The 23543-nt window shown below is 73.6% G+C and carries 21 protein-coding genes; 9 read left to right on the plus strand and 12 right to left on the minus strand.

What is annotated here, in order from left to right:
* Positions 1 to 176 precede the first annotated feature (176 nt).
* Positions 177 to 1976 carry a 3-oxosteroid 1-dehydrogenase gene (kstD, locus tag BX286_RS05285; RefSeq protein WP_121014637.1) on the plus strand — a complete coding sequence of 600 codons (1800 nt, stop codon included), beginning with the start codon at positions 177 to 179 and terminating at the stop codon, positions 1974 to 1976.
* A gap of 37 nt (positions 1977 to 2013) precedes the next feature.
* On the opposite strand, the gene BX286_RS05290 is transcribed toward kstD, so the two are convergent.
* Entirely contained in the window at positions 2014 to 2514 is a 501-nt protein-coding gene (locus tag BX286_RS05290; RefSeq protein ID WP_079431558.1) for a hypothetical protein, read from the minus strand.
* A 326-nt stretch (positions 2515 to 2840) separates the two neighbouring features.
* Here BX286_RS05290 and BX286_RS05295 point away from each other — a divergent pair, with 326 nt between their 5' ends.
* Genes BX286_RS05295 through BX286_RS05305 form a run of 3 tightly spaced genes read left to right on the plus strand, consistent with a single transcriptional unit; the run spans position 2841 to position 5223 of the window.
* The gene (locus BX286_RS05295; RefSeq protein WP_121014638.1) at positions 2841 to 3458 is read left to right on the plus strand and encodes a hypothetical protein; all 618 of its coding nucleotides are present in this window, start codon (positions 2841 to 2843) and stop codon (positions 3456 to 3458) included.
* 14 nt (positions 3459 to 3472) lie between these two features.
* A complete protein-coding gene (locus BX286_RS05300) occupies positions 3473 to 4003 on the plus strand; it encodes a toxin-antitoxin system, toxin component (protein WP_079431559.1) in 531 nt (176 codons plus the stop codon).
* Between the two features lie 2 nt (positions 4004 to 4005).
* Positions 4006 to 5223: an MAB_1171c family putative transporter gene (locus tag BX286_RS05305; protein ID WP_121014639.1), complete on the plus strand. Its 1218-nt coding sequence runs from the start codon at positions 4006 to 4008 to the stop codon at positions 5221 to 5223.
* 60 nt (positions 5224 to 5283) lie between these two features.
* On the opposite strand, the gene BX286_RS05310 is transcribed toward BX286_RS05305, so the two are convergent.
* Positions 5284 to 6102 (minus strand): maleylpyruvate isomerase family mycothiol-dependent enzyme, encoded by an 819-nt coding sequence (locus BX286_RS05310; RefSeq protein WP_121014640.1) that lies wholly within the window; start codon positions 6100 to 6102, stop codon positions 5284 to 5286.
* 342 nt (positions 6103 to 6444) lie between these two features.
* Between BX286_RS05310 and BX286_RS05315 the strand changes: the two genes are divergently transcribed.
* The gene (locus tag BX286_RS05315; RefSeq protein WP_121014641.1) at positions 6445 to 7020 is read left to right on the plus strand and encodes a hypothetical protein; all 576 of its coding nucleotides are present in this window, start codon (positions 6445 to 6447) and stop codon (positions 7018 to 7020) included.
* Between the two features lie 156 nt (positions 7021 to 7176).
* On the opposite strand, the gene BX286_RS05320 is transcribed toward BX286_RS05315, so the two are convergent.
* The 5 genes from BX286_RS05320 to BX286_RS05340 all read right to left on the minus strand — a co-directional run bounded on the left by BX286_RS05320 (position 7177) and on the right by BX286_RS05340 (position 11769).
* Positions 7177 to 7416: a DUF397 domain-containing protein gene (locus tag BX286_RS05320; RefSeq protein ID WP_079424222.1), complete on the minus strand. Its 240-nt coding sequence runs from the start codon at positions 7414 to 7416 to the stop codon at positions 7177 to 7179.
* A gap of 111 nt (positions 7417 to 7527) precedes the next feature.
* Positions 7528 to 8721: a thiolase domain-containing protein gene (locus BX286_RS05325; protein ID WP_398898223.1), complete on the minus strand. Its 1194-nt coding sequence runs from the start codon at positions 8719 to 8721 to the stop codon at positions 7528 to 7530.
* Positions 8718 to 9785 (minus strand): thiolase domain-containing protein, encoded by a 1068-nt coding sequence (locus BX286_RS05330; RefSeq protein WP_079424224.1) that lies wholly within the window; start codon positions 9783 to 9785, stop codon positions 8718 to 8720. The genes BX286_RS05325 and BX286_RS05330 overlap by 4 nt, the downstream gene beginning before the upstream one ends.
* Positions 9785 to 10756, minus strand: coding sequence for a Zn-ribbon domain-containing OB-fold protein (locus BX286_RS05335; protein WP_121014642.1), 972 nt, complete (start codon positions 10754 to 10756; stop codon positions 9785 to 9787). Before BX286_RS05335 ends, BX286_RS05330 begins: the two co-directional genes overlap by 1 nt.
* A gap of 212 nt (positions 10757 to 10968) precedes the next feature.
* The gene (locus BX286_RS05340) at positions 10969 to 11769 is read right to left on the minus strand and encodes a crotonase/enoyl-CoA hydratase family protein (protein WP_079424228.1); all 801 of its coding nucleotides are present in this window, start codon (positions 11767 to 11769) and stop codon (positions 10969 to 10971) included.
* A gap of 174 nt (positions 11770 to 11943) precedes the next feature.
* Here BX286_RS05340 and BX286_RS05345 point away from each other — a divergent pair, with 174 nt between their 5' ends.
* Entirely contained in the window at positions 11944 to 13575 is a 1632-nt protein-coding gene (locus BX286_RS05345) for an acyl-CoA synthetase (protein ID WP_121014643.1), read from the plus strand.
* Positions 13576 to 13641: 66 nt separating this feature from the next.
* On the opposite strand, the gene BX286_RS05350 is transcribed toward BX286_RS05345, so the two are convergent.
* On the minus strand, positions 13642 to 14490 hold the full coding sequence (locus BX286_RS05350; protein ID WP_100864767.1) for an alpha/beta fold hydrolase: 849 nt from the start codon (positions 14488 to 14490) through the stop codon (positions 13642 to 13644).
* A 115-nt stretch (positions 14491 to 14605) separates the two neighbouring features.
* Here BX286_RS05350 and paaK point away from each other — a divergent pair, with 115 nt between their 5' ends.
* The 3 genes from paaK to BX286_RS05365 all read left to right on the plus strand — a co-directional run bounded on the left by paaK (position 14606) and on the right by BX286_RS05365 (position 17956).
* Positions 14606 to 16015, plus strand: coding sequence for a phenylacetate--CoA ligase PaaK (gene paaK, locus BX286_RS05355; RefSeq protein WP_261993364.1), 1410 nt, complete (start codon positions 14606 to 14608; stop codon positions 16013 to 16015).
* Positions 16016 to 16174: 159 nt separating this feature from the next.
* Positions 16175 to 17029: a YhjD/YihY/BrkB family envelope integrity protein gene (locus tag BX286_RS05360; protein ID WP_121014644.1), complete on the plus strand. Its 855-nt coding sequence runs from the start codon at positions 16175 to 16177 to the stop codon at positions 17027 to 17029.
* 69 nt (positions 17030 to 17098) lie between these two features.
* Positions 17099 to 17956 (plus strand): oxidoreductase, encoded by an 858-nt coding sequence (locus BX286_RS05365; protein ID WP_079424238.1) that lies wholly within the window; start codon positions 17099 to 17101, stop codon positions 17954 to 17956.
* Between the two features lie 59 nt (positions 17957 to 18015).
* On the opposite strand, the gene BX286_RS05370 is transcribed toward BX286_RS05365, so the two are convergent.
* The 4 genes from BX286_RS05370 to BX286_RS05385 form a co-directional block, all read right to left on the minus strand.
* A complete protein-coding gene (locus tag BX286_RS05370; RefSeq protein ID WP_121014645.1) occupies positions 18016 to 19515 on the minus strand; it encodes a fatty acyl-CoA synthetase in 1500 nt (499 codons plus the stop codon).
* A 72-nt stretch (positions 19516 to 19587) separates the two neighbouring features.
* Positions 19588 to 20691: a calcium:proton antiporter gene (locus BX286_RS05375; protein WP_100864770.1), complete on the minus strand. Its 1104-nt coding sequence runs from the start codon at positions 20689 to 20691 to the stop codon at positions 19588 to 19590.
* Between the two features lie 129 nt (positions 20692 to 20820).
* On the minus strand, positions 20821 to 22380 hold the full coding sequence (locus tag BX286_RS05380; protein WP_121017576.1) for an acyl-CoA synthetase: 1560 nt from the start codon (positions 22378 to 22380) through the stop codon (positions 20821 to 20823).
* Between the two features lie 5 nt (positions 22381 to 22385).
* Complete coding sequence (locus BX286_RS05385; protein ID WP_079424241.1) at positions 22386 to 23501, minus strand: nitronate monooxygenase; 1116 nt, start codon at positions 23499 to 23501, stop codon at positions 22386 to 22388.
* Positions 23502 to 23543: the final 42 nt, after the last annotated feature.

The following is a 23543-nucleotide window of genomic DNA, read 5'->3' on the forward strand; positions in this document are numbered from 1 at the left end:
CCCGCCGTACCGGAATCCCGTGGTCCCCACACCTGGTGGGGACCACGGGATTCCGGCCGTTGGAGCGGATCGCCCCGGCACGCGTGCCTTGACATCACATGATCCCCCGAACACCTTTTCTGGCTCAGCATCAGGAGACCGCACCCCGCCCCTTCCCACACCACTGGAGCCCGCCCATGACCGAGGCCGTGTCCACGTCCGCAAGCGCCGACCCGGGGCGTCCCGCCCTCCCCTCCCGCCGGACGGTCCTCGCCGGGGCCGGGGCGGGGGTGCTCGCGGCCGCCGTACTGCCGGGAGCCGCCGCCCGGGCCGACGGGGCCCCGCTCGGGGAGTACGACGTCGTGGTGGTCGGCTCGGGGGCTGCGGGGATGACCGCCGCGCTGACCGCCGCCGGGCGGGGGCTGAGCGTGCTGGTGGTGGAGAAGGCCCCGGCCTTCGGCGGTTCGGCGGCGCGCTCCGGGGCCGGGATCTGGCTGCCGAACAACTCGGTGATCCTGGGCGCGGGGGTGCCGGACACCCCGGAGAAGGCGGCGCAGTACCTGTCGGCGGTGGTGGGGCCGGACGTGCCGGCCGAGCGGCAGCGGGCGTTCCTGGCCAACGGCCCGCGGATGCTGGACTTCGTCATGGCGAACAGCCCGCTGCGGTTCCGCTTCATGGACGGCTACAGCGACTACTACCCGAACCTGCCGGGCGGCCTGCCGAACGGCCGCTCCATCGAGCCGGACCAGATCGACGGGAACGTGCTGGGCGCCGAGCTGGCGCACCTGAACCCGCCGTACATGCCGGTGCCGGCCGGGATGGTGGTGTTCAGCCAGGACTACAAGTGGCTCAACCTGGCGGCGGTCACGGCGAAAGGACTCGCCGTGTCCACGGAGTGCCTGGCGCGCGGAACGAAGGCGGCGCTGCTGGGGCAGAAGCCGCTGACGATGGGCCAGGCGCTGGCCGCCGGGCTGCGGGCCGGGCTGATGCGGGCCGGGGTGCCGGTGTGGCTGAACAGTCCGCTGGTCGACCTGGTCCAGGAGGGCGGGGCGGTCACCGGGGTGGTGGTGGAGAAGGAGGGCGTGCGGGGTGTGGTCCGGGCCCGGCGGGGCGTGGTGGTCGGCTCGGGCGGCTTCGAGCACAACGCGGCGATGCGGGAGCGGTACCAGCAGCAGCCGATCGGGACCGAGTGGTCGGTGGGCGCGAAGGAGAACACCGGCGACGGGATCCTGGCGGGGCAGCGGGCGGGCGCCGCGCTGGCGTTGATGGAGGACGCCTGGTGGGGGCCTTCGATCCCGCTGCCCGGGGAGCCGTACTTCTGCCTGGCGGAGCGGACCCTGCCCGGCGGCCTGCTCGTCAACCGGGCGGGGACGCGGTTCGTGAACGAGGCGGCGCCGTACAGCGACGTGGTGCACGTGATGTACGAGAAGGACCGGGCCGCGACGGGCTCGCACATCCCGGCCTGGCTGATCGTGGACCAGAACTACCGCAACCGGTACCTGTTCAAGGACATCCTGCCGACGCTGCCCTTCCCGGACGAGTGGTACGAGGCGGGCGCCGCGAAGAAGGCCTGGACCTGGGACGCGCTGGCAGGGCAGATCGGGGTGCCGGCGGCGGCGCTGCGGGCGACGCTGAACCGCTTCAACGCCCAGGCGTGGAGCGGCTCCGACCCCGATTTCCACCGCGGGGACACGGCGTACGACCACTACTACACGGATCCGAACGTTACTCCGAACTCCTGCCTGGCACCGGTGTGGGCCCCGCCGTTCTACGCCTTCCGGATCGTGCCGGGCGACCTGGGGACCAAGGGCGGCATCGTCACCGACGCCCTGGCCCGCGCCCTGCGGGCGGACGGATCGGTGATCCCGGGCCTGTGGGCGGCGGGCAACGCGAGCGCGGCGGTGATGGGGCACAGCTACGCGGGGGCCGGGTCGACGATCGGGCCCGCGATGACCTTCGGCTACGTGGCGGCGAACGACATCGCGGACACCGCCTGACGGCGGGGCGGCTCCGGCGGGACTCCCGGCCGGGGCCCTAGCCCTGCTGGAAGAGCTCGGCGGGGAGCGGCTTCAGCAGCGCGTAGAGGTCGTCGGTGATGGGACGGTCCCAGCTGGCGATCGTCACGAGGACGTTGTCGCTGCGGTCGAACTGGACGCAGGAGATCCGGCCCTCGGAGAGCTTGACCTTGCGGACGATGAGGAGGTTGTCGCCCTGCATGACGGGGCAGTCCTCGGTGCCGGTGACCTCGACCTCCTCGTCGTTCTCCAGGGCGTCGAGCAGCTGGGCCACCTCGAACGGCACCTGACCCTCGGCGAGGTCCCGGGCCGGGGACCCCTCGGGGAGGTTGCCGATGATCATCGCGGGGCCGCGTCCGCCGAAGAGGTCGTAGCGGAGGAAGACGCCCTGGCAGCTGCCGTCGGGGGCGGGCAGCAGCCCGGCCCCGAGGTTGCCCGGCCAGTCCCCCGGGTCCATGGCCAGGACGTCGAAGTCCGGGCCGGCGGGTGTGGCGGCGCGGTGGCGGCGGAGGAAGGACATGCGGCCCATGGTACGTGGCCGCGCGGGTTTTTCCGGCCCCGGGGTGCTCCGGCCGCCTGCGCGGGGGCGGAGCGTCGCAAACGTCCCGGACCTGCGGGTATGGGGCGTCCGTCCGCCATACTCCTTACTGCCCGCCCGGCTCCGGGCCTGCTTTTTTTCCTGCCGCCACCGGCCCTCGTGGCTGTATCTTGCTGTCCGTCCCCGCCACCCGTCCGCGATCGTTTTCGAATCGGCGACTACGATCCGCAGGTGGGGATCTCGATGGCCGGGGGGCCGGCCGCCCTCCCGGGCACACAGGCGGCCTCGGACGTATGGGAGCACGACGGATGACCGTGTCTGCTGGCGATCCGCCGCTCCCCCTCGCCCTGACGCTCGAACGGATACGCAGGCGCGCCGGGGAGCGGGGACTGGACGTGGAGGCCGTCCTCGACCCGCGGGCCCTGTCGGAGCGGGCCGGTGTCCCCCTGGAGGTGACGGTGGCCCTGCTGCGCGGCGAGGAGGCCCCCGCGCCCGGGGGGATCGAGGAGCGGGTCCGGCGGCGGGCGGCGTTCCTGTACGCGGTCTCCCGCGACACCGGCGGCCGCCCCTACCGCACCGCGGACATCGCGGCCGCCATCGGCGCCCCGCCCCGCTGGGTCGACGCCCTGGTGTCCGGGCGCAAGCCGCCGCACCTGCGCCACTGCAAGGCGTTCGCCGCCTTCTTCGGCCGCGAGCCCTCCTTCCTGACGGACACCCCGGCGCAGGCCGTGAGCCGGGCCCTGCGGCCCACCCTCGAATCCCTCGACTACCGATCGGGCAACCTGATGGCCGACCTCGTGGACCAGTACGGCCTGGTCTCCGTCTCCACCCGTGGAAGACCCCTGACGCGTACGCAGGAGGCCCTGCTGCTGGGCATGATCACGGGGATGCTGTCCACCGAGCGGCACGCGGGGGTGGCCCGGTGAACCTGTCCCGTTCGATGCGCAAGCTGTGCGCCGTGCTGACCTCCTCGCTCGACCTGGAGGCGCCGGCGGATCCGCAGACCCTCTTCCGCGCCCTGTGCGACGCGATGAGCCGTACCCGCGGCGGGCGGCCCATCGTGCTGCGCTTCGAGCGCTTCCCCACCGAGCTGACCACTTCGGGCCTGTGGCTGAACATGGAGAAGTACGACATCGTGGTCGTCGAGAAGTACACGACCCCGGACCACCAACTGGTCATCCTGGGGCACGAGCTGTGGCACATGAACGCGGGCCACTGCGGTGAGCACGGCCACCGGGCGGCCGACGCCGCCCGGTCCCTGCCGGACGCCTCCTCGCTGACGTACGCGAGCGTCGCCGCGCGCTCCCACTACGAGGACGCCCAGGAGATAGAGGCCGAGCGGTTCGGCCTGATGCTCGGGGACCGGTGCCGGCCGTGGCTGGGGGGCGGCGAGCCCTCCGGTGCCGGGCGCAGGGACGGCGTGGCGGGCCGGATAGGCCACGCGCTGGGTTACCGCGGGCCGATCGGCTGACGTTGACCTCGGACAAGTTCTACATCCCCTACCTCATCCCGGCGGCGATCCTCACCCTGGCCCTGGCCATCCGCCTTCCGGTGATCATGAGGTTCTGGCGGATCGACCCGAACGTGCGCTCCCTGGGCGGCCTGCTCCTGCTGGGCTCGGCGGTCTTCTACTTCGGCCGGCCCAAGACCCTCGCCCTGCTCAACAGCTCGACGGGCGTCAGCAACTTCGCGGCGCCGCTGGTCTACTCGCTGCTGACGATGTTCTGCGCCTCCTGCCTGGTCATGGTCATCCACTGGCGCGGGGGCGACCCCCGGCGGGTGCGGCGGACCATCTGGACGATCTGGTCCGTGTACGCGTCCGTGGTCGCCGGCCTGTGGCTCACGTTCGCCTTAGCCGACGTGCCGGTGGAGCGGCTGCGGGACCTGGACACCTACTACGCCAACACCCCCTGGATGCGCGAGCACATCCTGCTGTACCTGGGGGCCCACACCGCCGCCTGCCTGATCACCGCGACGGTCATCCGGAGCTGGCTGCGCGAGGTGACGGGGTGGCTGCGCGCGGGACTGGTGTTCCTGGTCATCGGGTTCGTCCTGAACCTCGCCTACGACGCCGTGAAGCTCGTCGCGGTGGTGGCCCGCTGGACCGGGCACGACCTGGACTGGCTCAGCACGTACGTGGCCCCGCCCATCGCCTCGGTGTGCGCCCTGTTCGTCGCGGTGGGCTTCATCCTCCCGCACGCCGGCCAGGCGGCGCAGGTGCTGTGGACGGACTACCGCCAGTACCGCTCCCTCGCCCCGTTCGTGCGCGAACTGGCCGGGCTGGACACCGGTTCACTGCGGCTGCCCCGGCGGACGCCGCTGAGCCGGCGCCTGGTCCAGCGCAGGACGCTGATCAGCGACGGGCTGCTGCGGCTCCAGCCGTACATGGACCCGGGGGTCCGCGGCCGGGCCCTCGCCGAGGCGCTGGCCCGCCGCGAGACGCCCGCCCAGGCGGCGGCGACGGCCGACGCGGTGGCGGTGGTGGTGGCGGTGCGCAGCCTGCGCCGGGGCGTACCGGCGGTGGCCCTCGCGGGGGCGGGTGCGGGCGGCGGCGGACGGGGGACGGCCGCCGCCGCGCCGGAATCCGAGGGTGCCCCCGCGCCGGGAGCGGCCGAGGGCCCGGACCTGGTCGCGGTGGCCCGGGCCCTGCGCCGCTCCCCCGTCGTCGGCTCCTTCCGCGAGCGGCCCTGAAGGGGGCCGCCCGGGCTCGGTCGGGGCCGTGCGGGACGGTTCGGGGCCGTGCAGGGCCGTTCAGGCCGGGGGGACGAGGGTGAACCAGCGGTCGAGCAGGGCCGGGTCGCCGGTGACCTCCAGCGCCGTGGCGGGGATGCGCTGCCAGAGGAACAGGGTGAGGTCGGAGGCCGTGCCCGCGGCTTCGACGGCCACCGGTCCCGTCCCGCCCGGCTCCAGGCGCGCCTCGTCCCCGGCGAACTCCACCGTCCAGGACTCCGTGCCGTCGGTGCGGCGGAAGCGGTAGCGCTCGCCGGTGCCGGCCGGTGCGGGCTTCCAGCCGCGCCGGGCGGGGACCATGACCTCGAAGGTCTGGGCGACCGCGTCGGCGGCGAAGGCCGGGTCGAAGGGGGCCGGGTCGCCGGTGACGGACTCCGCGTCCCAGCGGTGGACGGCCTGTTCGATGGTCTGCACGCGCGTCCAGAACCCGCTGGTGCGCTCGGCCGACCAGCTCCACACCGGGACGTCCGGCCCCAGTTCCTCCAGCACGTGCGCCAGTTGCCGGGCGGCCTCGGCCGACCAGTCGAAGAGTTCCGCGGGGACGGGGCCGCGGTGCGGGGTCGCGTCGTGCCGGGGCCAGGCGGCCCGCACGGCCGGGTCCTCGGGGAGCTCGTAGAGGGCGGGGTCGGTGGGGTCGGGGGGTTCGGTGTGGCGGCCGCGGAGGATGTGCGTGAGGTAGCGCTGGACGCTGCCGAGGTGTCCCGCGAGGTCGGCGAGGGACCAGCCGGGGCAGGACGGCACCGGCGGGCCTTCCCGGCCGCCGTCGGCCGCCCGCCGCAGGGCCTTGTCGTAGGCCGCGGCCTCGCTGCGGAACACGCTGAGCCTGGTGGGGTGATCCATACCGCCCACTGTGCCCCGTACGGGCGGCGGTCCGGGTGAGGTTGCGCCGCGGGCGAATGCCGTCAGGGCCTGCGCGGTGTCCGCTGCCGGGGCGCCGCACGTGCGCGCGGCCGACCGGGCACGGGTGGGCAGGCCGGGGTCGCGGAGGGCCGTTCGGTGGCGGGGCCGGTTTCCCCGGTGGGGCGGGCTTCCCGGGCGTTCCGGCGCGGCGGCGGGCCGGGACCCGTCGGTGGGTTTGGGGCGGACGGCAGCGGACAGCAGCCAGGTGAGGCACCGCGACGTGCCGGTCAACGGCCGGTCCCGGGCTCCGCGCGGGGCCGTGCCCCGATCCGGAGGCGAAGGATGGACGTGAACCACGGGCACGAGGACCCCGAGCGGGACGGCGTGCCGCTCCCGGACGCGGGGGCGATGGTGGACGAACACGGCCGGCCGCCCGGGGTGCCCTCCCGGACGGGCACGGGGGCGGGCCCGGCGGCCGACCCCGCGCGGGTCGACGCGGCGCGGCTGCCCGAGGCGCCCCCGCAGGGGCCCTCGGGGGAGGCAGAGGTGAACGTGCTGGTCAGCCACTGCGACCGGGAGGGAGCCGAGGCCGTGCTGGGCGTCCTGGCGGAGGCGTTCCCCGGGATGACCCCGCCGGCCCCGGTCCCTGCGGGGGCCGCCGTGAGTCCCGTGGCGGCCCCGAACATCTGGGCGGTGACGGTGGACGTCCGCAGCCGGGTGCCGGGCGCGGGCCTGCGCGCCCGGCCGGCCTCGGCCGTGCGGGCGGAGCTGGACGGCGCCGCCGAGCCGGTCCGCCAGGTCCGCGCCGTGCTGGAGGACGCCTTCTCCGGCGAGCACCTGGGCACCGTCTCCGGGGAGCACGAGCTCCAGGTCGCCCTGCGGCTGACCGCCCGCGGCGACGCGCCCGAGCCCGCCTAGTGCTGTGACCGGAAAGGTTCACCGCCTCACGGCGCCCGGCACGGCACCTCGCTGCGTTGTCGGCCGCGCAAGTACGTCCAGTACGAGCCGCGGCCCTCCGCCTTGCGATGCACCGCACCGGACACCGCGAACCGGCAAACCTTTCCGGCCACAGCACTAGGTCAGGTCGAAGCGGCCCGCCCTGGCGCCGAGGACGAACTTGCGCCATCCGTTCGGGGCGAAGACCAGTGACGGGTCGCCCGGGCGGTCGCTGTCGCGCATCGCGATGAAGCCCTCCACGAAGGCGACCTGGAGGTCGCCCGCCCCCCGGCTGCTCGGCTGCCAGTCGGCCCCGCTGAGATCGAGCTCGGGCCTGCCCCGGTCAGCGAGGGTCCGCGTGGTCGTGCTCTCGGCCATCTGCCTGCTCCTCCCGGTACGTCGTCGTCCGGAGGCCCACAGTAGCCATCGCGGCGGGTGCCGCACAGACCACGGACCGTCACCCGTGGACGTGCGTGCCCTCCGCCCCGCTCAGGTGCCCGGCTGCTCGGCCCCGACCAGCCACATGGCGAAGAACTGCGCGCCCCCGCCGTAGGCGTGGCCCATCGCCCGGCGGGCGTCCGGGACCTGGTGTTCCCCGGCCAGCCCGCGGACCTGGAGGGCCGCCTCCGCGAAGCGGATCATGCCGGAGGCGCCGATCGGGTTGGTGGACAGCACGCCCCCGGAGGGGTTCACGGGGAGGTCGCCGTCGAGTTCGGTGACCCCGGCCTCGGTGAGCTTCCAGCCCTCGCCCTCCTGCGCGAAGCCCAGGTTCTCCAGCCACATCGGCTCGTACCAGGAGAAGGGGACGTACATCTCCACCGCGTCGATCTCGCGGCGCGGGTCGGTGATGCCGGCCTGCCGGTAGACGTCGGCGGCGCAGTCCTTCCCGGCCTGCGGGGAGACGAAGTCCTTGCCCGCGAAGAGCGTCGGCTCGCTGCGCATCGCCCCGCCGTGCACCCAGGCGGGCGGCCGGGGCGAACGGGCCGCGCCCGCCCGGTCGGTGAGCACCATCGCGCAGGCCCCGTCCGAGGACGGGCAGGTCTCGGAGTAGCGGATCGGGTCCCAGAGCATGGGCGAGGCCTGGACCTTCTCCAGGGTGATGTCGTGCTCGTGGAGGTGCGCGTACGGGTTCTTCAGGGCGTTGCGCCGGTCCTTGTAGGCGACGAGGGAGCCCACCGTGTCGGGTGCGCCGGTGCGCCGCATGTACGCGCGCACGTGCGGGGCGAAGAACCCGCCGGCGCCGGCCAGCAGCGGCTGCTGGAAGGGGACGGGGAGGGAGAGCCCCCACATGGCGTTGGACTCGGACTGCTTCTCGAAGGCCAGGGTCAGGACGGTGCGGTGCACGCGGGCGGCGACGAGGTTGGCGGCGACGAGGGCGGTGGACCCGCCGACCGACCCGGCCGTGTGCACGCGCAGCATCGGCTTGCCGACGGCGCCGAGGGCGTCGGCGAGGTAGAGCTCCGGCATCATCACGCCCTCGAAGAAGTCGGGGGCCTTGCCGATGACGACGGCGTCGATGTCCGCCCAGGTCAGTTCGGCGTCGGCGAGGGCGCGGACCGCCGCCTCGCGGACCAGGCCGGCGAGGGAGACGTCGTGGCGGGCGGCGACGTGTTTGGTCTGGCCGACGCCGATGACGGCGACGGGCTCCTTGTGCACGGATTCCACGGTGCCCGGTGTGCTCATGCGCGGTCCCCTTCCAGGACGGCGACCAGGTTCTGCTGGAGGCAGGGGCCGGAGGTGGCGTGGGCGACGGCCCGGTCGGACTCCCGGCGCTGGATCCGGGCGGCGGCCTCCCCGATGCGGATGAGGCCGGCGGCCATGACGGGGTTCGCGGCGAGGGCGCCGCCGGAGGGGTTGACCGTCACGTCCTCGCCGAGGCCGAGCGCCTTGCGCAGGACGACCTCCTGCGAGGAGAACGGCGCGTGCAGTTCCGCCGTGTCCACCGGGGCGTCGAAGAGGCCGGCGTGCTCGGCGGCGGTCCGGGTGGACGGGGAGTCGGTGAGGTCGCGCAGGCCCAGGCCGTGGGCCTCGATGCGGTGGTCGATGCCGGTGATCCAGGCGGGCCGCTCGCAGAGCCGGCGGGCGGTGTCGCCCGCGGCCAGGATGACGGCGGCCGCGCCGTCGCCGATGGGCGGGCAGTCGCCGGTGCGCAGGGGCGCCACCTGGTAGCCGCCCTGCGGGACGGCGCCGCGGAGCTGGGCGTGCGGGTTGCCGGCCGCGGCGGCCCTGCTGCGGGCGCCGATGGCGGCGAGGGCCGGCTCGTCGGTCTCCCCCGCGTCGATGAGCGCCCGGGCCTGGAGGGCGGCCAGGGCGACCGAGTCGGGCCACAGGGGGGCGAGGTAGTAGGGGTCGAGCTGGCGGGTGAGGACGTCGCGGACGGAGCCCGGGGAGGACTTCCCGTACGCGTAGACGAGCGCGGTGTCGGCCTCGCCGGTCTGGATCTTGACCCAGGCCTCGTAGAGGGCCCAGGCGCCGTCCATCTCGACGTGGGACTCGGAGATGGGGGGCCAGGCGCCCACCCCGTCGAGGGTCATGGTGAAGGAGAAGGCCCGGCCGGCGAGGTAGTCGCTGGAGCCGGAGCAGGTGAAGCCGATCTCGCCGGTCTTCAGGCCGGTGGCGGCCAGCACCTGGTGCAGGACCGGCATGACCATCTCGACTTCGCTGAGTTCGTCGCTGCGGCGCAGGTGGTCGCTCTGGGCGAAGGCGACGACGGCCACGTCGCGTGCGTGCCTGCTCTGCCTCGGCATCAGATGAGCTCCTTGTACGCGTCGTAGTCGGCGTCCGGCTCGCCGGTGGGGCGGTAGTGGTCGGGGTAGCGGCCGCCGTCGGTCCACACGGGTTCGACGCGCAGGCCCATGCGGACCTGGTCGTACGGGATGCCGCCGATCCGGCCGTGGAGGGCTAGGTCGGCGCCGTCGAGGGCGATGTGGGCGTACACGTACGGCACTTCGATGTCGAGGTTCTTCGCTTTGATGTTGACGATGCAGAAGGTGGTGACGGTACCGGCGGGGCCGACCTCCACCCGGTCGGTGGTGGCGACCCCGCAGGTGGGGCAGGCGCCGCGCGGGGGGACGTACACCTTGTGGCAGGAGGGGCAGCGCTCGCCGACGGTCCGCCGCTCGGAGAGGGCGTTGATGTAGGCGGTCTGGGCACGGCCGGGGCTGTAGGTGTAGTCCAGGCGGGCCTCGGCGACGATCCCGGTGACGGGCTCGTCGAACACCCCGTCGTGCGGGACGGCGCCGCCCTGCCGCTCTCCTTCCTCCGCTTCCTGCTCCGGCTCGAAGCAGGCGATGTCGGTGATGGCGCCGGTGCGTTCGGCCGCCCAGCGCACCCGGACGCGCATGCCGGTGCGCACGGCTTCGGGGCCGGGGGCGTCGAGGGCGTGCAGCAGGGCGGTGTCGGCGCCGTCGAGCCGGACCAGCGCCCAGGCGAAGGGGGTGGCGAGGGGCTGCTGGGGGCGCGGCTCGCCGTTCCAGGCCCAGGTGGTGACGGTCCCGGTGGGCGCGACCTCGACGAGCTCGCGCAACTCCTCGGCGGTGGCGGGGTCGTACTCGACGGGTGGCACCATCACCTGCCCGGCGGAAGTCCGGACCCCGAGGACGACGCCTTCGCGGAGCCCGGTGAGGAAGGCGCTCTGCACGGGCCCGAGGGAGCGGGTGAACGGGAACTCGACGACGAGGGGCGCACGCAGCACCTCGGGCGGGGACGCGGCTGTCATGGGTGGCCTCCGATGCTCGGAAGGTAGGGGGACGACGGAAGGGACGGGCACGGGCCGCCACCGGGGCGGGCCCGCGCCCGGGGTGCGGGGCGCAGCCCCGGGGCGGGGTGCGGGGCGCAGCCCCGGGGAACGGGGGAAGGGTGGGTGGGGGAGCAGCCCCGCAGGGCCGCGCCCACGCCGGGCAGGGCCGCGCCCACCCGGCCAGGGGCGCGTCAGGCCCGCCGGTACTCCGGGGCCCGCTTCTCCGCGAAGGCCCGCGCCCCCTCCTTCGCGTCGGCGGTGTCGAAGACGGGCCAGCCCCGCACCAGTTCGGCCGCCAGCCCCTCCGTCTCCGTCATCTCGGCCGTCTCGTAGACGGAGGCCTTCACCGCCTCCACGGCCAGCGGCCCGCACGCGTTGATCCGTTCGGCGACCTCCAGCGCCGCCTCCAGCGCCGTCCCCTCCGGCACCACCCGCCCCACGAGCCCGATCCGCTCCGCCTCCTGCGCCGAGTACGGCCGCCCGGTGAGCAGCATCTCCAGCGCGTGCGTGCGCGGGACCTGCCGGGGCAGCCGCACCGTGGAGCCGCCGATCGGGAACAGCCCTCGCCTGACCTCGAACAGCCCGAAGGTGGCCCCGGCCCCCGCGACCCGGATGTCGGTCCCCTGGAGGATCTCCGTGCCGCCCGCCACGCAGTAGCCCTCCACCGCCGCGATCACCGGCTTACGCGGCCGGTGGTGGCGGAGCATCGCCTTCCAGTGGAGGTCGGGATCGGCCTTGAGGCGGTCGCGGTACCGGTCGCCCGCCATGCCCTTCCCGGCCAGCGCCTTGAGGTCCATTCCGGCGCAGAAGTCCCCGCCCGCGCCGGTGAGGACCACCGAGCGGATCCCGTCGTCCGCGTCCGCCTCCAGCCAGCCGTCGTACAGCCCCACGAGCAGGGGAAGCGAGAGCGCGTTCTTCGCCTCCGGCCTGTTCATGGTGAGCACCAGCGTGGCGCCCTGGCGGTCCACGGTGAGGTGTTCCGTCCCACCCATTGCCGTCCTCCCGTCTCGAGACCTAGAACAGGTTGCAGGAGGGCAGGGTGCAGTACAAGGGTTTTCTGACGACCAGTCAGTTTTCTTGGCACGCGCCCTTCCCAGTTGCGCCGGGCGACGCTCTAATGACCGCCGAGCAGACCGGCCGCCCGGTCCGGGTCAGGAGGAGGAACGGTGGAGTACAACCTTGCCGACCTGTTCGAGTCGGTCGTGGACGTGGTGCCCGACCGCGAGGCGCTGGTGTACGTGGACCACCCCGGGACCGGCGCCGAGCGCCGCCTGACGTACGCGGAGCTGGACGCGGCCGCGAACCGCGTCGCACACCACCTCACGGACAGCGGCCTGACCCCCGGCGAGCACGTGGGGCTGCACCTCTACAACGGCGTCGAGTACCTCCAGACCGTCCTGGCCTGCCTGAAGGCCCGCCTGGTCCCGGTGAACGTCAACTACCGGTACGTGGAGGAGGAGCTGGTCTACCTCTACAACGACGCCGACCTGGCCGCACTCGTCTTCGAGGGCGAGTTCACCGAACGGGTCGCGGCCGCGCTCCCCCAGACGCCGAGGCTGCGCCACCTCGTCCGGGTCGGCGCCACGCCCCCCGGCGCGCCCGAGCCGGCGATCGCGCCGGTGGCGTACCGGGACGCCGAGGCGGCCGGGTCCCCCGAGCGCGCCTTCCCGCCGCGCAGCCCCGACGACCTGTTCATCATCTACACCGGCGGCACGACCGGCATGCCCAAGGGCGTGATGTGGCGGGCCGAAGACCTGTTCTTCGCCGGGCTGTTCGGCGGGGAGCCCTCGGGAGAGCCCGTCAAGCGTCCCGAGGAGCTGGCGGAGCGGGTCGCGGCGCGCGGCGCCGGTCTGACCTTCTTCCCGGCTCCCCCGCTGATGCACGGCACCTCCACCCTCACCTCGTTCATCGCCTTCAACTACGGCCAGCGGGTGGTGATCCACCGCAAGTACGCGCCGGAGGAGGTGCTGCGCACCATCGAGAAGGAGAGGGTGTCGAGCGTGTCGCTGGTGGGCGACGCGATGCTCCGGCCGCTGATCGACGCCCTCAACGGGCCGCTGAAGGGGACCGACCTGTCCTCCCTGTTCAGCGTCTCCTCCTCGGGGGCGATCATGTCGGAGTCGGTGCGCGCCGAGTTCCAGCGGCTGGTGCCGAACGTGGTGCTGCTGAACAACTTCGGTTCGTCGGAGTCGGGTTCCAACGGGCGGGCCACGGAGGACTCCGGCCCGGAGAAGGGCTTCCGCCTCCAGGTCAACGACCGTACGCAGGTGGTCGACCCGGTGACGCACGAGCCGGTGGCGGTGGGCGTGCCGGGACGGCTCGCCCAGCGCGGGCACGTTCCGCTGGGCTACTACAACGACCCGGTGAAGACCGCGGAGACCTTCTTCCGGAAGGGCTCCGAGCGCTGGGTGCTGCTGGGCGACATGGCGACGGTCGACGAGGAGGGCATCGTCACCGTCCTCGGGCGGGGCTCGCAGTGCATCAACACCGGTGGCGAGAAGGTGTATCCGGAGGAGGTCGAGCAGGCGCTGAAGTCCCATCCGGACGTGTACGACGCCCTGGTCGCGGGCGTCCCGGACCCGACCTGGGGCAACCACGTGGCCGCGGTGGTACAGGTACGCGCGGGGGCACCGGAGCCCACGCTGGAGGAGATCCAGCAGCACTGCCGCACCCGCCTGGCGGGGTACAAGATCCCGCGCCAGCTGGTGATCACCCCCGCGATCCAGCGCTCGCCGAGCGGCAAGGCGGACTACCGCTGGGCGAAGACGGTGGCCACGGAAGCAGCCACGGAAGCCTGACACCCCGAAGGCCCCGCCCGGCCGGGGTCAGGCCCGAGGGCAGGGCGGGGGGCGGGGGCGGGGCGGTCAGGTGCCTGTGGACAGGAAGTGTTCTACGCGGGCCGCGAAGCGGGGGGCGTCGTCCAGCCACGGGAAGTGCGCGGCGCCGGGCTGGACGTCGAGGACGCCGGCGGGGAAGAGCCCCGCCAGTTCCGCCGCGAGCACCGGCGGCGGGCTGCCGTCCAGCTCGCCGGCCATGACCAGCACCTCCCCCGCGAACCGCCCCAGGGCGGCGCGGGTGGCGGGCGGGTCGAAGGCCCCGTCGGCGGCGAAGGCCGCCGAGGCCTTGTCGTTGCGCTCCGCCGCCCCGGCCGCGTGAAGGGCCCGGGCTGCGTCGTCCCAGCGCCCGTGGAAGAGCGGGGCGGCGAGGTCCCTGTCCTCGGCGGCACCCTCGCCCGCCAGCAGCCTCCGCAGGGCCTCGACCGCCGAGTCGTACGGCTCGCCGGCGGGCCGCAGGCGGGCCGCGTCCAGGTGGTGTCCGGCGGTGATGTGGAGGCCGACCGCCCACGGGGTGGGGGTGACCAGGACGAGGCGTCCCACCCGCTCGGGGTGCGCGGCCGCGTACAGCATGGCGAGGTTGCCGGCCGCCGAGTGGCCGAGGAGGTCCATGCGTTCCAGGCCCAGGTGGACGCGGAGCGCCTCCACGTCCGCCACCTGGTGGTCGACGCGGTACGTGGCCTCGTCCACCGGTATCGCGGAGTCGCCCGTGCCGCGCAGGTCGAGCCGGACGAGCCGGCGCCCGGCGGTCAGTCCGCCGAGGTCGCCGAGGTAGCGGGAGGCCCGCATGGCCCCGCCGGGGAGGCAGATCAGCGGCTCGCCGTCACCCTGGACGTGGTAGGCGAGTTCGGTCCCGTCGTACGTGGTGAATACATGCATGGACCCATCCCAGCAGACGATCACTCGTTCGAGTCATTGATTTGCGGGCCGGGCTCGGGCAATCTACCGAATGAACGTTCGGTTGGGGTGGTTGGTCCTCGGTGAGGTGACGGCAATGGCGGCGCAGGCGGAACTCGGCAACGACGAAGATCAAGGACAGCTCGGGGAGATCGGGGAGATCGGAGACGTCGGAGGGCAGCCGGGGCGGCAGGACTTCGGCGAGCTGGGCGACGCGGCGGAGCGGCTCGGCCCCGACGAACTGGCGGCGCTCCAGCTCAAGCGGCTGCGGGCGACCCTGCACCGCGTCTACGACCGCGTGCCCTTCTACCGCGAGGCCTTCGACAAGGCGGGGGTACATCCCGACGACTGCCGCTCCCTGGCCGACCTGGCGCTCTTCCCGCTGACCACCAAGGCCGACCTGCGCGGGCAGTACCCCTTCGGGATGTTCGCCGTCCCCCGCAGCGACGTCCGCCGGCTGCACGCCTCCAGTGGCACCACCGGCCGGCCCACGGTGGTGGGCTACACCGACGGGGACCTCGCCGCGTGGGCCGATGTCGTCGCGCGGTCGCTGCGCGCCGCGGGCGCAAGGCCCGGCCAGATCGTGCACGTCGCCTACGGGTACGGCCTGTTCACGGGCGGCCTCGGCGCCCACTACGGGGCGGAGCGGCTGGGCTGTACGGTCGTCCCCGCTTCCGGCGGCATGACGGACCGCCAGGTCAGACTGATCCAGGACCTCCGGCCGGAGGTCATCATGGTGACCCCCTCCTACATGCTCACCCTGCTGGACGAGATGGAGCGCCAGGGCATCGACCCGCGCTCGACCTCCCTGCGCACGGGGATCTTCGGCGCGGAGCCCTGGACCGAGGAGATGCGCCGGGAGATCGAGGACCGGCTGCGCATCGACGCCGTCGACATCTACGGCCTGTCGGAGGTGATGGGGCCGGGCGTGGCGCAGGAGTTCGCCTCGCACAAGGACGGGCTGCACATCTGGGAGGACCACTTCTACCCCGAGGTGATCGACCCGCTGACGGGTGCGGTGCTGCCGGACGGCGAGCTCGGCGAGCTGGTGTTCACCTCCCTCACCAAGGAGGCCATGCCCCTGATCCGCTACCGCACCCGGGACCTGACACGGCTGCTGCCGGGGACGGCCCGGCCCGCGTTCCGCCGCATGGAGAAGGTGACGGGCCGCAGCGACGACATGATCATCGTGCGCGGGGTGAACCTCTACCCGACCCAGATCGAGGAGATACTCCTGCGCATCCCCGCCCTGGCCCCGCACTTCCAGCTGCGGCTGACCCGGCAGGGGCGGATGGACGCCCTCACGGTACGGGTGGAGGCGCGCCGGGAGGCAGACGCCGGGCAGCGCAGAGCGGCGGCCACGGAGCTGGGGCGGTCCGTCAAGGAGGGGATCGGGGTGTCCGTCGGGGTGGAGGTGGTGGAGCCGGAGAGTCTGGAGCGCTCGGTCGGCAAGATCAAGCGGATCAAGGACCTGCGCGAGGCCGGGGAGGGCTCCGGGGAACACTGAGACGCCGAAGGCCGGGACACCGAAGCCCCGGACACCACAGGCTCGCGCGGACGCGGGGTCGCGCCCGGACACGCCGGGCGGGCCGGCGGGCCACCCCTTCGGCCCCACTTCGGCGCGGCTTCCGGGACCCTCCGGGCCAGTCCGGGTAGGGGATGGGGTGTGACCTCGACCTTCCGGCAGCTGCACGACCGGTTCCTGGCCTCCCCCGCCGGGCTGGCCTGGAGCCGGGGCCGCGAGATCGAACTGATGCACCGGGCGATGGGCTTCGCCGCCCTCGGGTTCCTCACCCTCGTCCCCTTGCTGGTGGTCGTGGCGGCGGCCGCGCCCGGCAGCGGCTCGGGCTTCGGCCGCTGGCTGGGCCAGGCCCTCGGGGTCACCGCGGCCTCCCGGGCCAAGGTCGAGCTGTTGTTCGGGGCGGCCGACCTGGCGCTGGAGCGGACGACGGCCTTCGGGCTGGCCGCCCTGGCGGTGTTCGGACTGACCTTCGGCTCCGCCGTGCAGACCGGCTACGAGAAGGTGTGGGACCTGCCGACGGCCCGCTGGCACACCATGTGGCGGCATGTGGTGTGGCTGGCCCTGCTGGTCTGCTACCTGGCGCTGCTCGTCGGGATCCCGGCGCCCTCCACCAGCACGGCGGGGGCGGTCGTGGGCACCGTCAGCGACCTGGTCGGCACCTGCCTGTTCTTCTGGAGCTCCGGGCGGCTGCTGCTGGGCGGGCGGGTGCGCTGGGCCGCGCTCTTCCCCGGGGCGGTGGCCACCAGTGTCGGCCTGCTGGGCCTGCGGGTCTTCTCGCAGCTGGTCTTCTCCCCCCTGATCGCCTCGAACGCCGTCACGTACGGCCCGTTCGGCACCCTGCTGGTCGTCCAGTCCTGGCTGGTCGGTGTCGGATTCGTGGTCTACGGAGGCGCCCTGGTGGGCCGTCTGGCGCACGAGCACTTCACCCGGCGGCGACTGCGGGCCAATGGATTCCACGGTTCCGGCGAGGACCCTTCTCGTGATCCGGGACAGGAGTGAGCGCGGCGGGCGCGAGCATGGCAGGATCACGCCGACCACCCACAACACCGTTTGATATCAGGGGGATTGATGTCTGCACAGGATGCCGCCACCGGGCGGGTATGGCTGATCACCGGAGCGTCCTCGGGCTTCGGACGGACCCTCGCGGAAGCCGCGCTCGCCGCCGGGGACACGGTCGTCGCGACGGCCCGCCGGCCCGCCGCCCTCGACGACCTGGCGGCCGCCCATCCGGAGCGGCTCGTCCCCGTCACGGCGGACGTGACCGATACGGCGCGGGCCGCACAGGTCGTCGCCGAGGCCGTGGACCGGTTCGGCCGGATCGACGTCCTCGTCAACAACGCCGGCCGGGGCCTGATCGGAGCGGTCGAGGAGACCTCCGAGGCCGAGCTGCGCGATCTGATGGAGCTGCACTTCTTCGGCCCGGCCGCGCTGATCCGCGCCGTGCTGCCGCACATGCGGGAGCGCAAGTCGGGGGCGATCGTGCAGATGAGCAGCATGGGCGGCCGGCTGTCCTTCCCGGGCGTCGGCGCCTACTCGGCGACGAAGTTCGCCCTGGAGGGCCTGACCGAAGCACTGCGCGGCGAGGTCGCGCCGTTCGGGATCAAGACGCTGATCGTGGAGCCCGGAGCCTTCCGTACGGGCTTCGCGGGCGGCGCCGCGCTCCAGCAGTCGGCCGGCGTCCTGCCCGCCTACGCGGACACCGTCGGCGCCGTGCGCACCGGACTGCCCGACAGCGACGGCAAGCAGCCCGGCGACCCGGTCAAGGCCGCCGCCGCGATCCTGGCCGCCCTGGACGCGGAGGAGACCCCGCTGCGGCTGGCCCTGGGCAACGACGCCCTCGACGCGATCCTCGCCCACGCCGACGCCGCCCGCGAGGAGGCCCGCACCTGGGAACCCGTCAGCCGGGGCACCGACTTCGACGCCTGACCGCCTTCAGCAGGCCGGGCCGGCCCCGTGCGGGGCCCGGCCCGGCCTCCGGCGGAGCGTCAGGCGGCGCCGAGGCGGTCGCGGAGTTCGCGTTTGAGGATCTTCCCGCTGGCGTTGCGCGGCAGGGCTTCCACGAACAGGACCCGCTTGGGGGCCTTGAAGTGGGCGAGCCGTTCGCGGGCGTAGGCCATCAGCTCGGTCTCCGTGACCTCCCCGCGCGGCACGACGACGGCCGTGACCGCCTCGATCCACCGCTCGTCGGGGAGGCCGACGACGGCCGCCTCCGCCACGCCCGGGTGCGTGTAGAGCACGTCCTCCACCTGCCGGGAGGCGACGAGCACCCCGCCCGAGTTGATGACGTCCTTGACCCGGTCGACGACCGTGAAGTAGCCCTCGGCGTCCCGGACGGCGAGGTCACCGGAGCGGAACCAGCCGTCCCGGAAGGCCTTTCGGGTGGCTTCCGCGTCGTTCCAGTAGCCCAGGCACAGCTGCGGCGAGCGGTACACCACCTCTCCCGCCGTGCCGTCGGGGACCTCGGCGCCGTCCTCGTCGACCACCTTCGCCTCCACGTGCAGCACCGGCCGCCCGCAGGACTCCATCCGCCCCTCGTGCTCGTCCGGTCGCAGCACCGTGGCCAGCGGGCCGATCTCGCTCTGCCCGAAGCAGTTGTAGAAACCCAGCCCCGGCAGCCGCTCCCGCAGCCGCTCCAGGACCGGGACGGGCATGACCGAGGCCCCGTAGTACGCCTTGCGGAGCGCGCCGAGCTCCCGCTGCCCGAACTGCGGGTGGTTGGCGAGGGCGATCCACACCGTCGGCGGCGCGAACAGGCTGTCCGCCCGGCCCGCCTCCACCAGGTCGAAGACCTCCTCGGCGGCCGGCCCGTCCAGGACGGTGTTGTCCGCGCCCACCGCGAGGTAGGGCAGCAGGAACACGTGCATCTGCGCCGAGTGGTACAGCGGCAGCGAGTGGAGGGGGCGGTCCCCCTCGGCCAGGTCCAGGGCGGCGATCGCGCTCTCGTACTCGTGCGCCAGTGCCCGGTGCGTCATCATCGCGCCCTTGGGCAGGGCGGTGGTCCCCGAGGTGTACAGCAGCTGCACGACGGCCGAGGGGTCCGAGGAGGGTTCGTGGGGCCGGGGTTCGGCCAGCTCGGCGAGGAAGGAACCGGGGGCGTCGCGCAGCGCCCGTACGGTGTGCCCGCCGGGGACCCGGTCCGCGAGGCCGGGGTCGGCGAGGACCAGGGCGCTCGCGCAGTCGCCGAGGATGTGCGCGAGGTCGTCGCCGGTGAGGTTCTGGTTGACCGGGACGTGGGTGAGCCCGGCCCGGGCGCAGGCGAGGAAGGCGATCAGGTAGGCGTCGGAGTTGTGGGCGAAGGCCGCGACGCGCTCCCCCGCGGCCAGCCCGTACCGCTCGCGCAGCACGGCGGCGCCGGTGGAGACCGCCGCGTCGAGTTCCGCGTAGGTCCAGGTCCGCCGGCGGTAGCGCAGGGCCGTCCGGCCGGGGTGCCGCCGCGCGGCGGCCCGCAGGAGTCCGTCGACCGTGTGGTGCCGTACTGGCGTCATGGCGCGATCCTCGCCCCGCCGCGCCGCCGGGTCAAGATCGGCGCGGCGGGCGGGCGTCCGGTGCCCACGGCCCTAGGGGCTGACGGCGAGGAAGAGGTAGGCGGCGAGGAGGACGAGGTGTACCCCGCCCTGGAGGAGGGTGGCGCGGCCGGGCACGAGGGTGAGGGCGCCGACCACCACGGTCAGCGTGAGCAGCACCATGTGGGTGGGGCCGAGGCCGAGGAGCAGGGGCCCCTTCAGCCAGACGGAGGCCAGGGCGATGGCCGGGATGGTCAGGCCGATGCTGGCGATGGCGGAGCCGTAGCCCAGGTTGAGGCTGGTCTGGACGCGGTCGCGGCGTGCGGCCCGGACGGCGGCGAGGGTTTCGGGGAGCAGGACGAGCAGGGCGATGATCACACCGACGACGGCGTGGGGCAGTCCGGCGTCCGCGACACCCTTCTCGATGGTCGGGGAGACGGCCTTGGCGTTGCCGACGACCGCGACGAGGGCGACGAGCAGCAGGCCCAGGCTGGTCAGGGCGGCGCGGGCAGTGGGCGGTTCGGCGTGCTCCTCGTCGCCGCCGGGGGTCTTGGGGGTGGCCACGGGCAGGAAGTAGTCCCGGTGGCGGACCGTCTGGACGGCGATGAACAGCCCGTAGAGGGCCAGGGAGGCGACGGCGGCGAAGGTGAGCTGTGCGCTGGAGAACTCGGGGCCGGGCTTGCTGGTGGTGAAGGTCGGCAGGACCAGGCTGAGCGTGGCGAGGGTCGCGACGGTGGCCAGGGCCGCGCCGGAGCCCTCCGCGTTGAACACGGCGACCCGGTTGCGCAGGGCGCCCACGAGCAGGGACAGGCCGACGATGCCGTTGCAGGTGATCATCACGGCGGCGAAGACGGTGTCACGGGCGAGGGAGGCGGTCTTGTCGCCGCCGTCGGCCATCAGGGTGACGATGAGGGCCACTTCGATGACGGTGACGGCGACGGCGAGGACGAGCGAGCCGAAGGGCTCGCCGACCCGGTGGGCGACGACCTCGGCATGGTGGACGGCGGCGAGGACCGCACCCGCCAGGCACAGCGCGACCAGCCCCACCAGGGCCCCGGGCAGGTCGCGGCCCCAGCTGAGGACGAGCGCGACGAGTGCCGCCACGGGGACCAGGAGCGTCCAGTCGGTCAGGGGGGATCTGCGCGTAGCCGTACTCATGTCTGCCAAGTTGCCAGACCGGCCGCCCGGGTGCGGCACTAGGCGCGCGGCCGCGGCCCTGGAGTGGCACTTCTCGCGATATTCCGGATCTGTCCCACCGCTCGGCTCCCTCTCTCGTGCGCCGGTCCGTCACACCGCGCGTTCGCGGCCCTCCCAGTAGGGGTCGCGCAGGCGGCGCTTGTAGAGCTTGCCGTTGGGGTCGCGGGGCATCGTCTCGATGAAGTCGACCGACTTGGGGCGCTTGTAGCCGGCCAGCCGCCCCTCGCAGTGGCGCAGGATCTCGGCGGCCAGCTCCTCCCCCGCCTCGAAGCCCTCGGCTGGTTCGACGACGGCCTTGACCTCCTCGCCCCAGCCCTCGTGCGGGATGCCGAAGGCGGCGGCGTCCGCGACCGCCGGGTGGGTGAGGAGGGCTGACTCGATCTCGGCCGGGTAGATGTTCACCCCGCCCGAGATGATCATGTCGATCTTGCGGTCGCGGAGGAAGAGGTAGCCCTCCTCGTCGAGCAGCCCGAGGTCGCCGACGGTGAAGAAGTCGCCGATGCGGTTCTTCTTCGTCTTGCCCTCGTCCTTGTGGTAGCTGAAACCGCCGGTGTTCATCTTCAGGTAGACGGTGCCGAGCTCGCCGGCCGGCAGCCGGTTGCCGTCGTCGTCGTAGATGGCGAGCTCGCTGATCGGCCAGGCCTTGCCGACGGTTCCCGGCTTCTTCAGCCAGTCCTCGGCGGTGGCGAAGGCCCCGCCGCCCTCGCTGGCCGCGTAGTACTCCTCCACGCACCGGCCCCACCAGTCGATCATCGCCCGTTTGACGTGGTCGGGGCAGGGGGCGGCGCCGTGGATGGCGTGCCGCATGGAGGAGACGTCGTAGGCGTCCTTCGTCTCCTGCGGCAGGGCGAGCAGGCGGTGGAACTGGGTGGGCACCATGTGGGTGTGCGTGCAGGCGTGCCGGTCTATCAGCCGCAGCATCTCCTCGGGGCCCCACTTGTCCATCAGCACCAGCGGGTGGCCGATGTGCAGGGACGCGCCCGCGAACTGGAGCACGGCCGTGTGGTAGAGCGGCGAGCAGACGAGGTGGACGTTGCCGTCGAACGGACGGATCCCGAAGATGCCCAGGAACCCGCCGAGGTAGGTCTCCTCCGGGAGTTTGCCGGGCAGGGGGCGGCGGATGCCGCGCGGGCGTCCGGTGGTGCCGGAGGTGTAGTTCATGACCCAGCCGAGGGTGCGGCCGGCGGGGGGCTGCGCGCTCTGTCCGTCGAGGAGTTCGGCGTACGGGCGGAAGCCGGGGACGGCTCCGACGGCGTAGCGGTGGCCGCCGGGGAGCCCGGCCTCGTCGGCGGCGGCGGTGGCCGCCTCGGCGAAACGTTCGTGGGCGATGAGGACCTTGGCGCCCGAGTCGGAGACGATCCAGGCGATCTCGGGGCCGACGAGGTGGTGGTTGACCGGGACGAGGTAGAAGCCGGCCTGGGAGGCGGCGAGGTAGGCGGTGAAGAACTCGACGCCGTTGGGCAGGACGACGGCGAAGGCGTCACCCTTCTCCATTCCGGCGGCGCGCAGGCCGTGGACGAGGCGGTTGACGTCCGCGTGCAGCCGTCCGGCGGACCACTCCTCGCCGTCGGGGGTGACGAGGACGGTGCGTGCGGGGTCGGCGGCGGCCTGCGCCCAGAAGCCGTTGGGGGGCTGGGGCTGGTCACTCATGCGGTTCACACCTCTCGGGTCCGGCCGGCGATGCGGTTGATGCGGTCGATGGCGCGCTCGAAACCGGCGGTGAGCTCGTCGAAGACGGCCTGGACGCTGCGTTCGCTGTTCATCCGGCCGACGATCTGGCCGACGGGGGTGCCGAGCAGCGGGCGGACCTCGTACTTCTGGATCCTGGAGACGGCCTCGGCGACCAGCAGGCCCTGGAGCGGCATGGGCAGGGCGCCGGGGCCGGCCGGGTCGTCCCAGGCGTCGGTCCACTCGGTGCGCAGCTGGCGGGCGGGTTTGCCGGTGAGGGCGCGGGAGCGGACGGTGTCGCCGGAACCGGCGGCGAGGAGCTTCTCGGTGAGGGCGCGGGAGTGGAGTTCGGCCTCGGTGGTGGTCAGCCAGAGCGAGCCGAGCCAGACGCCCTGGGCGCCGAGGGCGAGTCCGGCGGCGATCTGCTCGCCGCTGCCGATGCCGCCGGCGGCGAGGACCGGGAGCGGCGCGACGGCCTCGGCGATCTCGGGGACCAGGACCATGGTGGCGATGTCCCCGGTGTGCCCGCCGGCTTCGTAGCCCTGGGCGACGACGATGTCGATGCCGGCCTCGGCGTGGCGGCGGGCGTGCTTGGCGCTGCCGGCGAGGGCGGCGACGAGGACCCCGTGGTCGTGGGCGCGCGCGATGACGTCGGCGGGCGGGGAACCGAGGGCGTTCGCCAGGAGTTTGACGGGGTAGTCGAAGGCGACGTCGAGCTGGTTGCGGGCGACCTGCTCCATCCAGCCGGTGATCCGCCAGCCGGAGGCCTCTCCCTCGGCGAGCTCGGGTACGTGGTGCTTGGCGAGGGTGTCGCGGACGAAGGCGCGGTGCCCGGCCGGGATCATCGCCTCGATGTCGGCTTCGCTGATGCCGTCGACGGCCTTCTTGGCGGGCATGACGACGTCGAGGCCGTAGGGCTTGCCGTCGGTGTGCGCCTGCATCCAGTCGAGGTCGCGCCTGAGGTCGTCGGGTGCGGTGTAGCGGACCGCCCCGAGGACGCCGAACCCGCCGGCGCGGGTGATGGCAGCGGCGACCGCCGGGAAGGGCGTGAACCCGAAGATGGCGTGCTCGACTCCCAGTTTCTTGCTGAGCTCCGTCTCCATGGGCGTGAGGATGCCGCAGCGGGGCGGCCGAGGGAAGAGATT

Origin of the sequence: Streptomyces sp. 3211.6 (assembly GCF_003634815.1) — a bacterium.
Taxonomy (GTDB): domain Bacteria; phylum Actinomycetota; class Actinomycetes; order Streptomycetales; family Streptomycetaceae; genus Streptomyces; species Streptomyces katrae_A.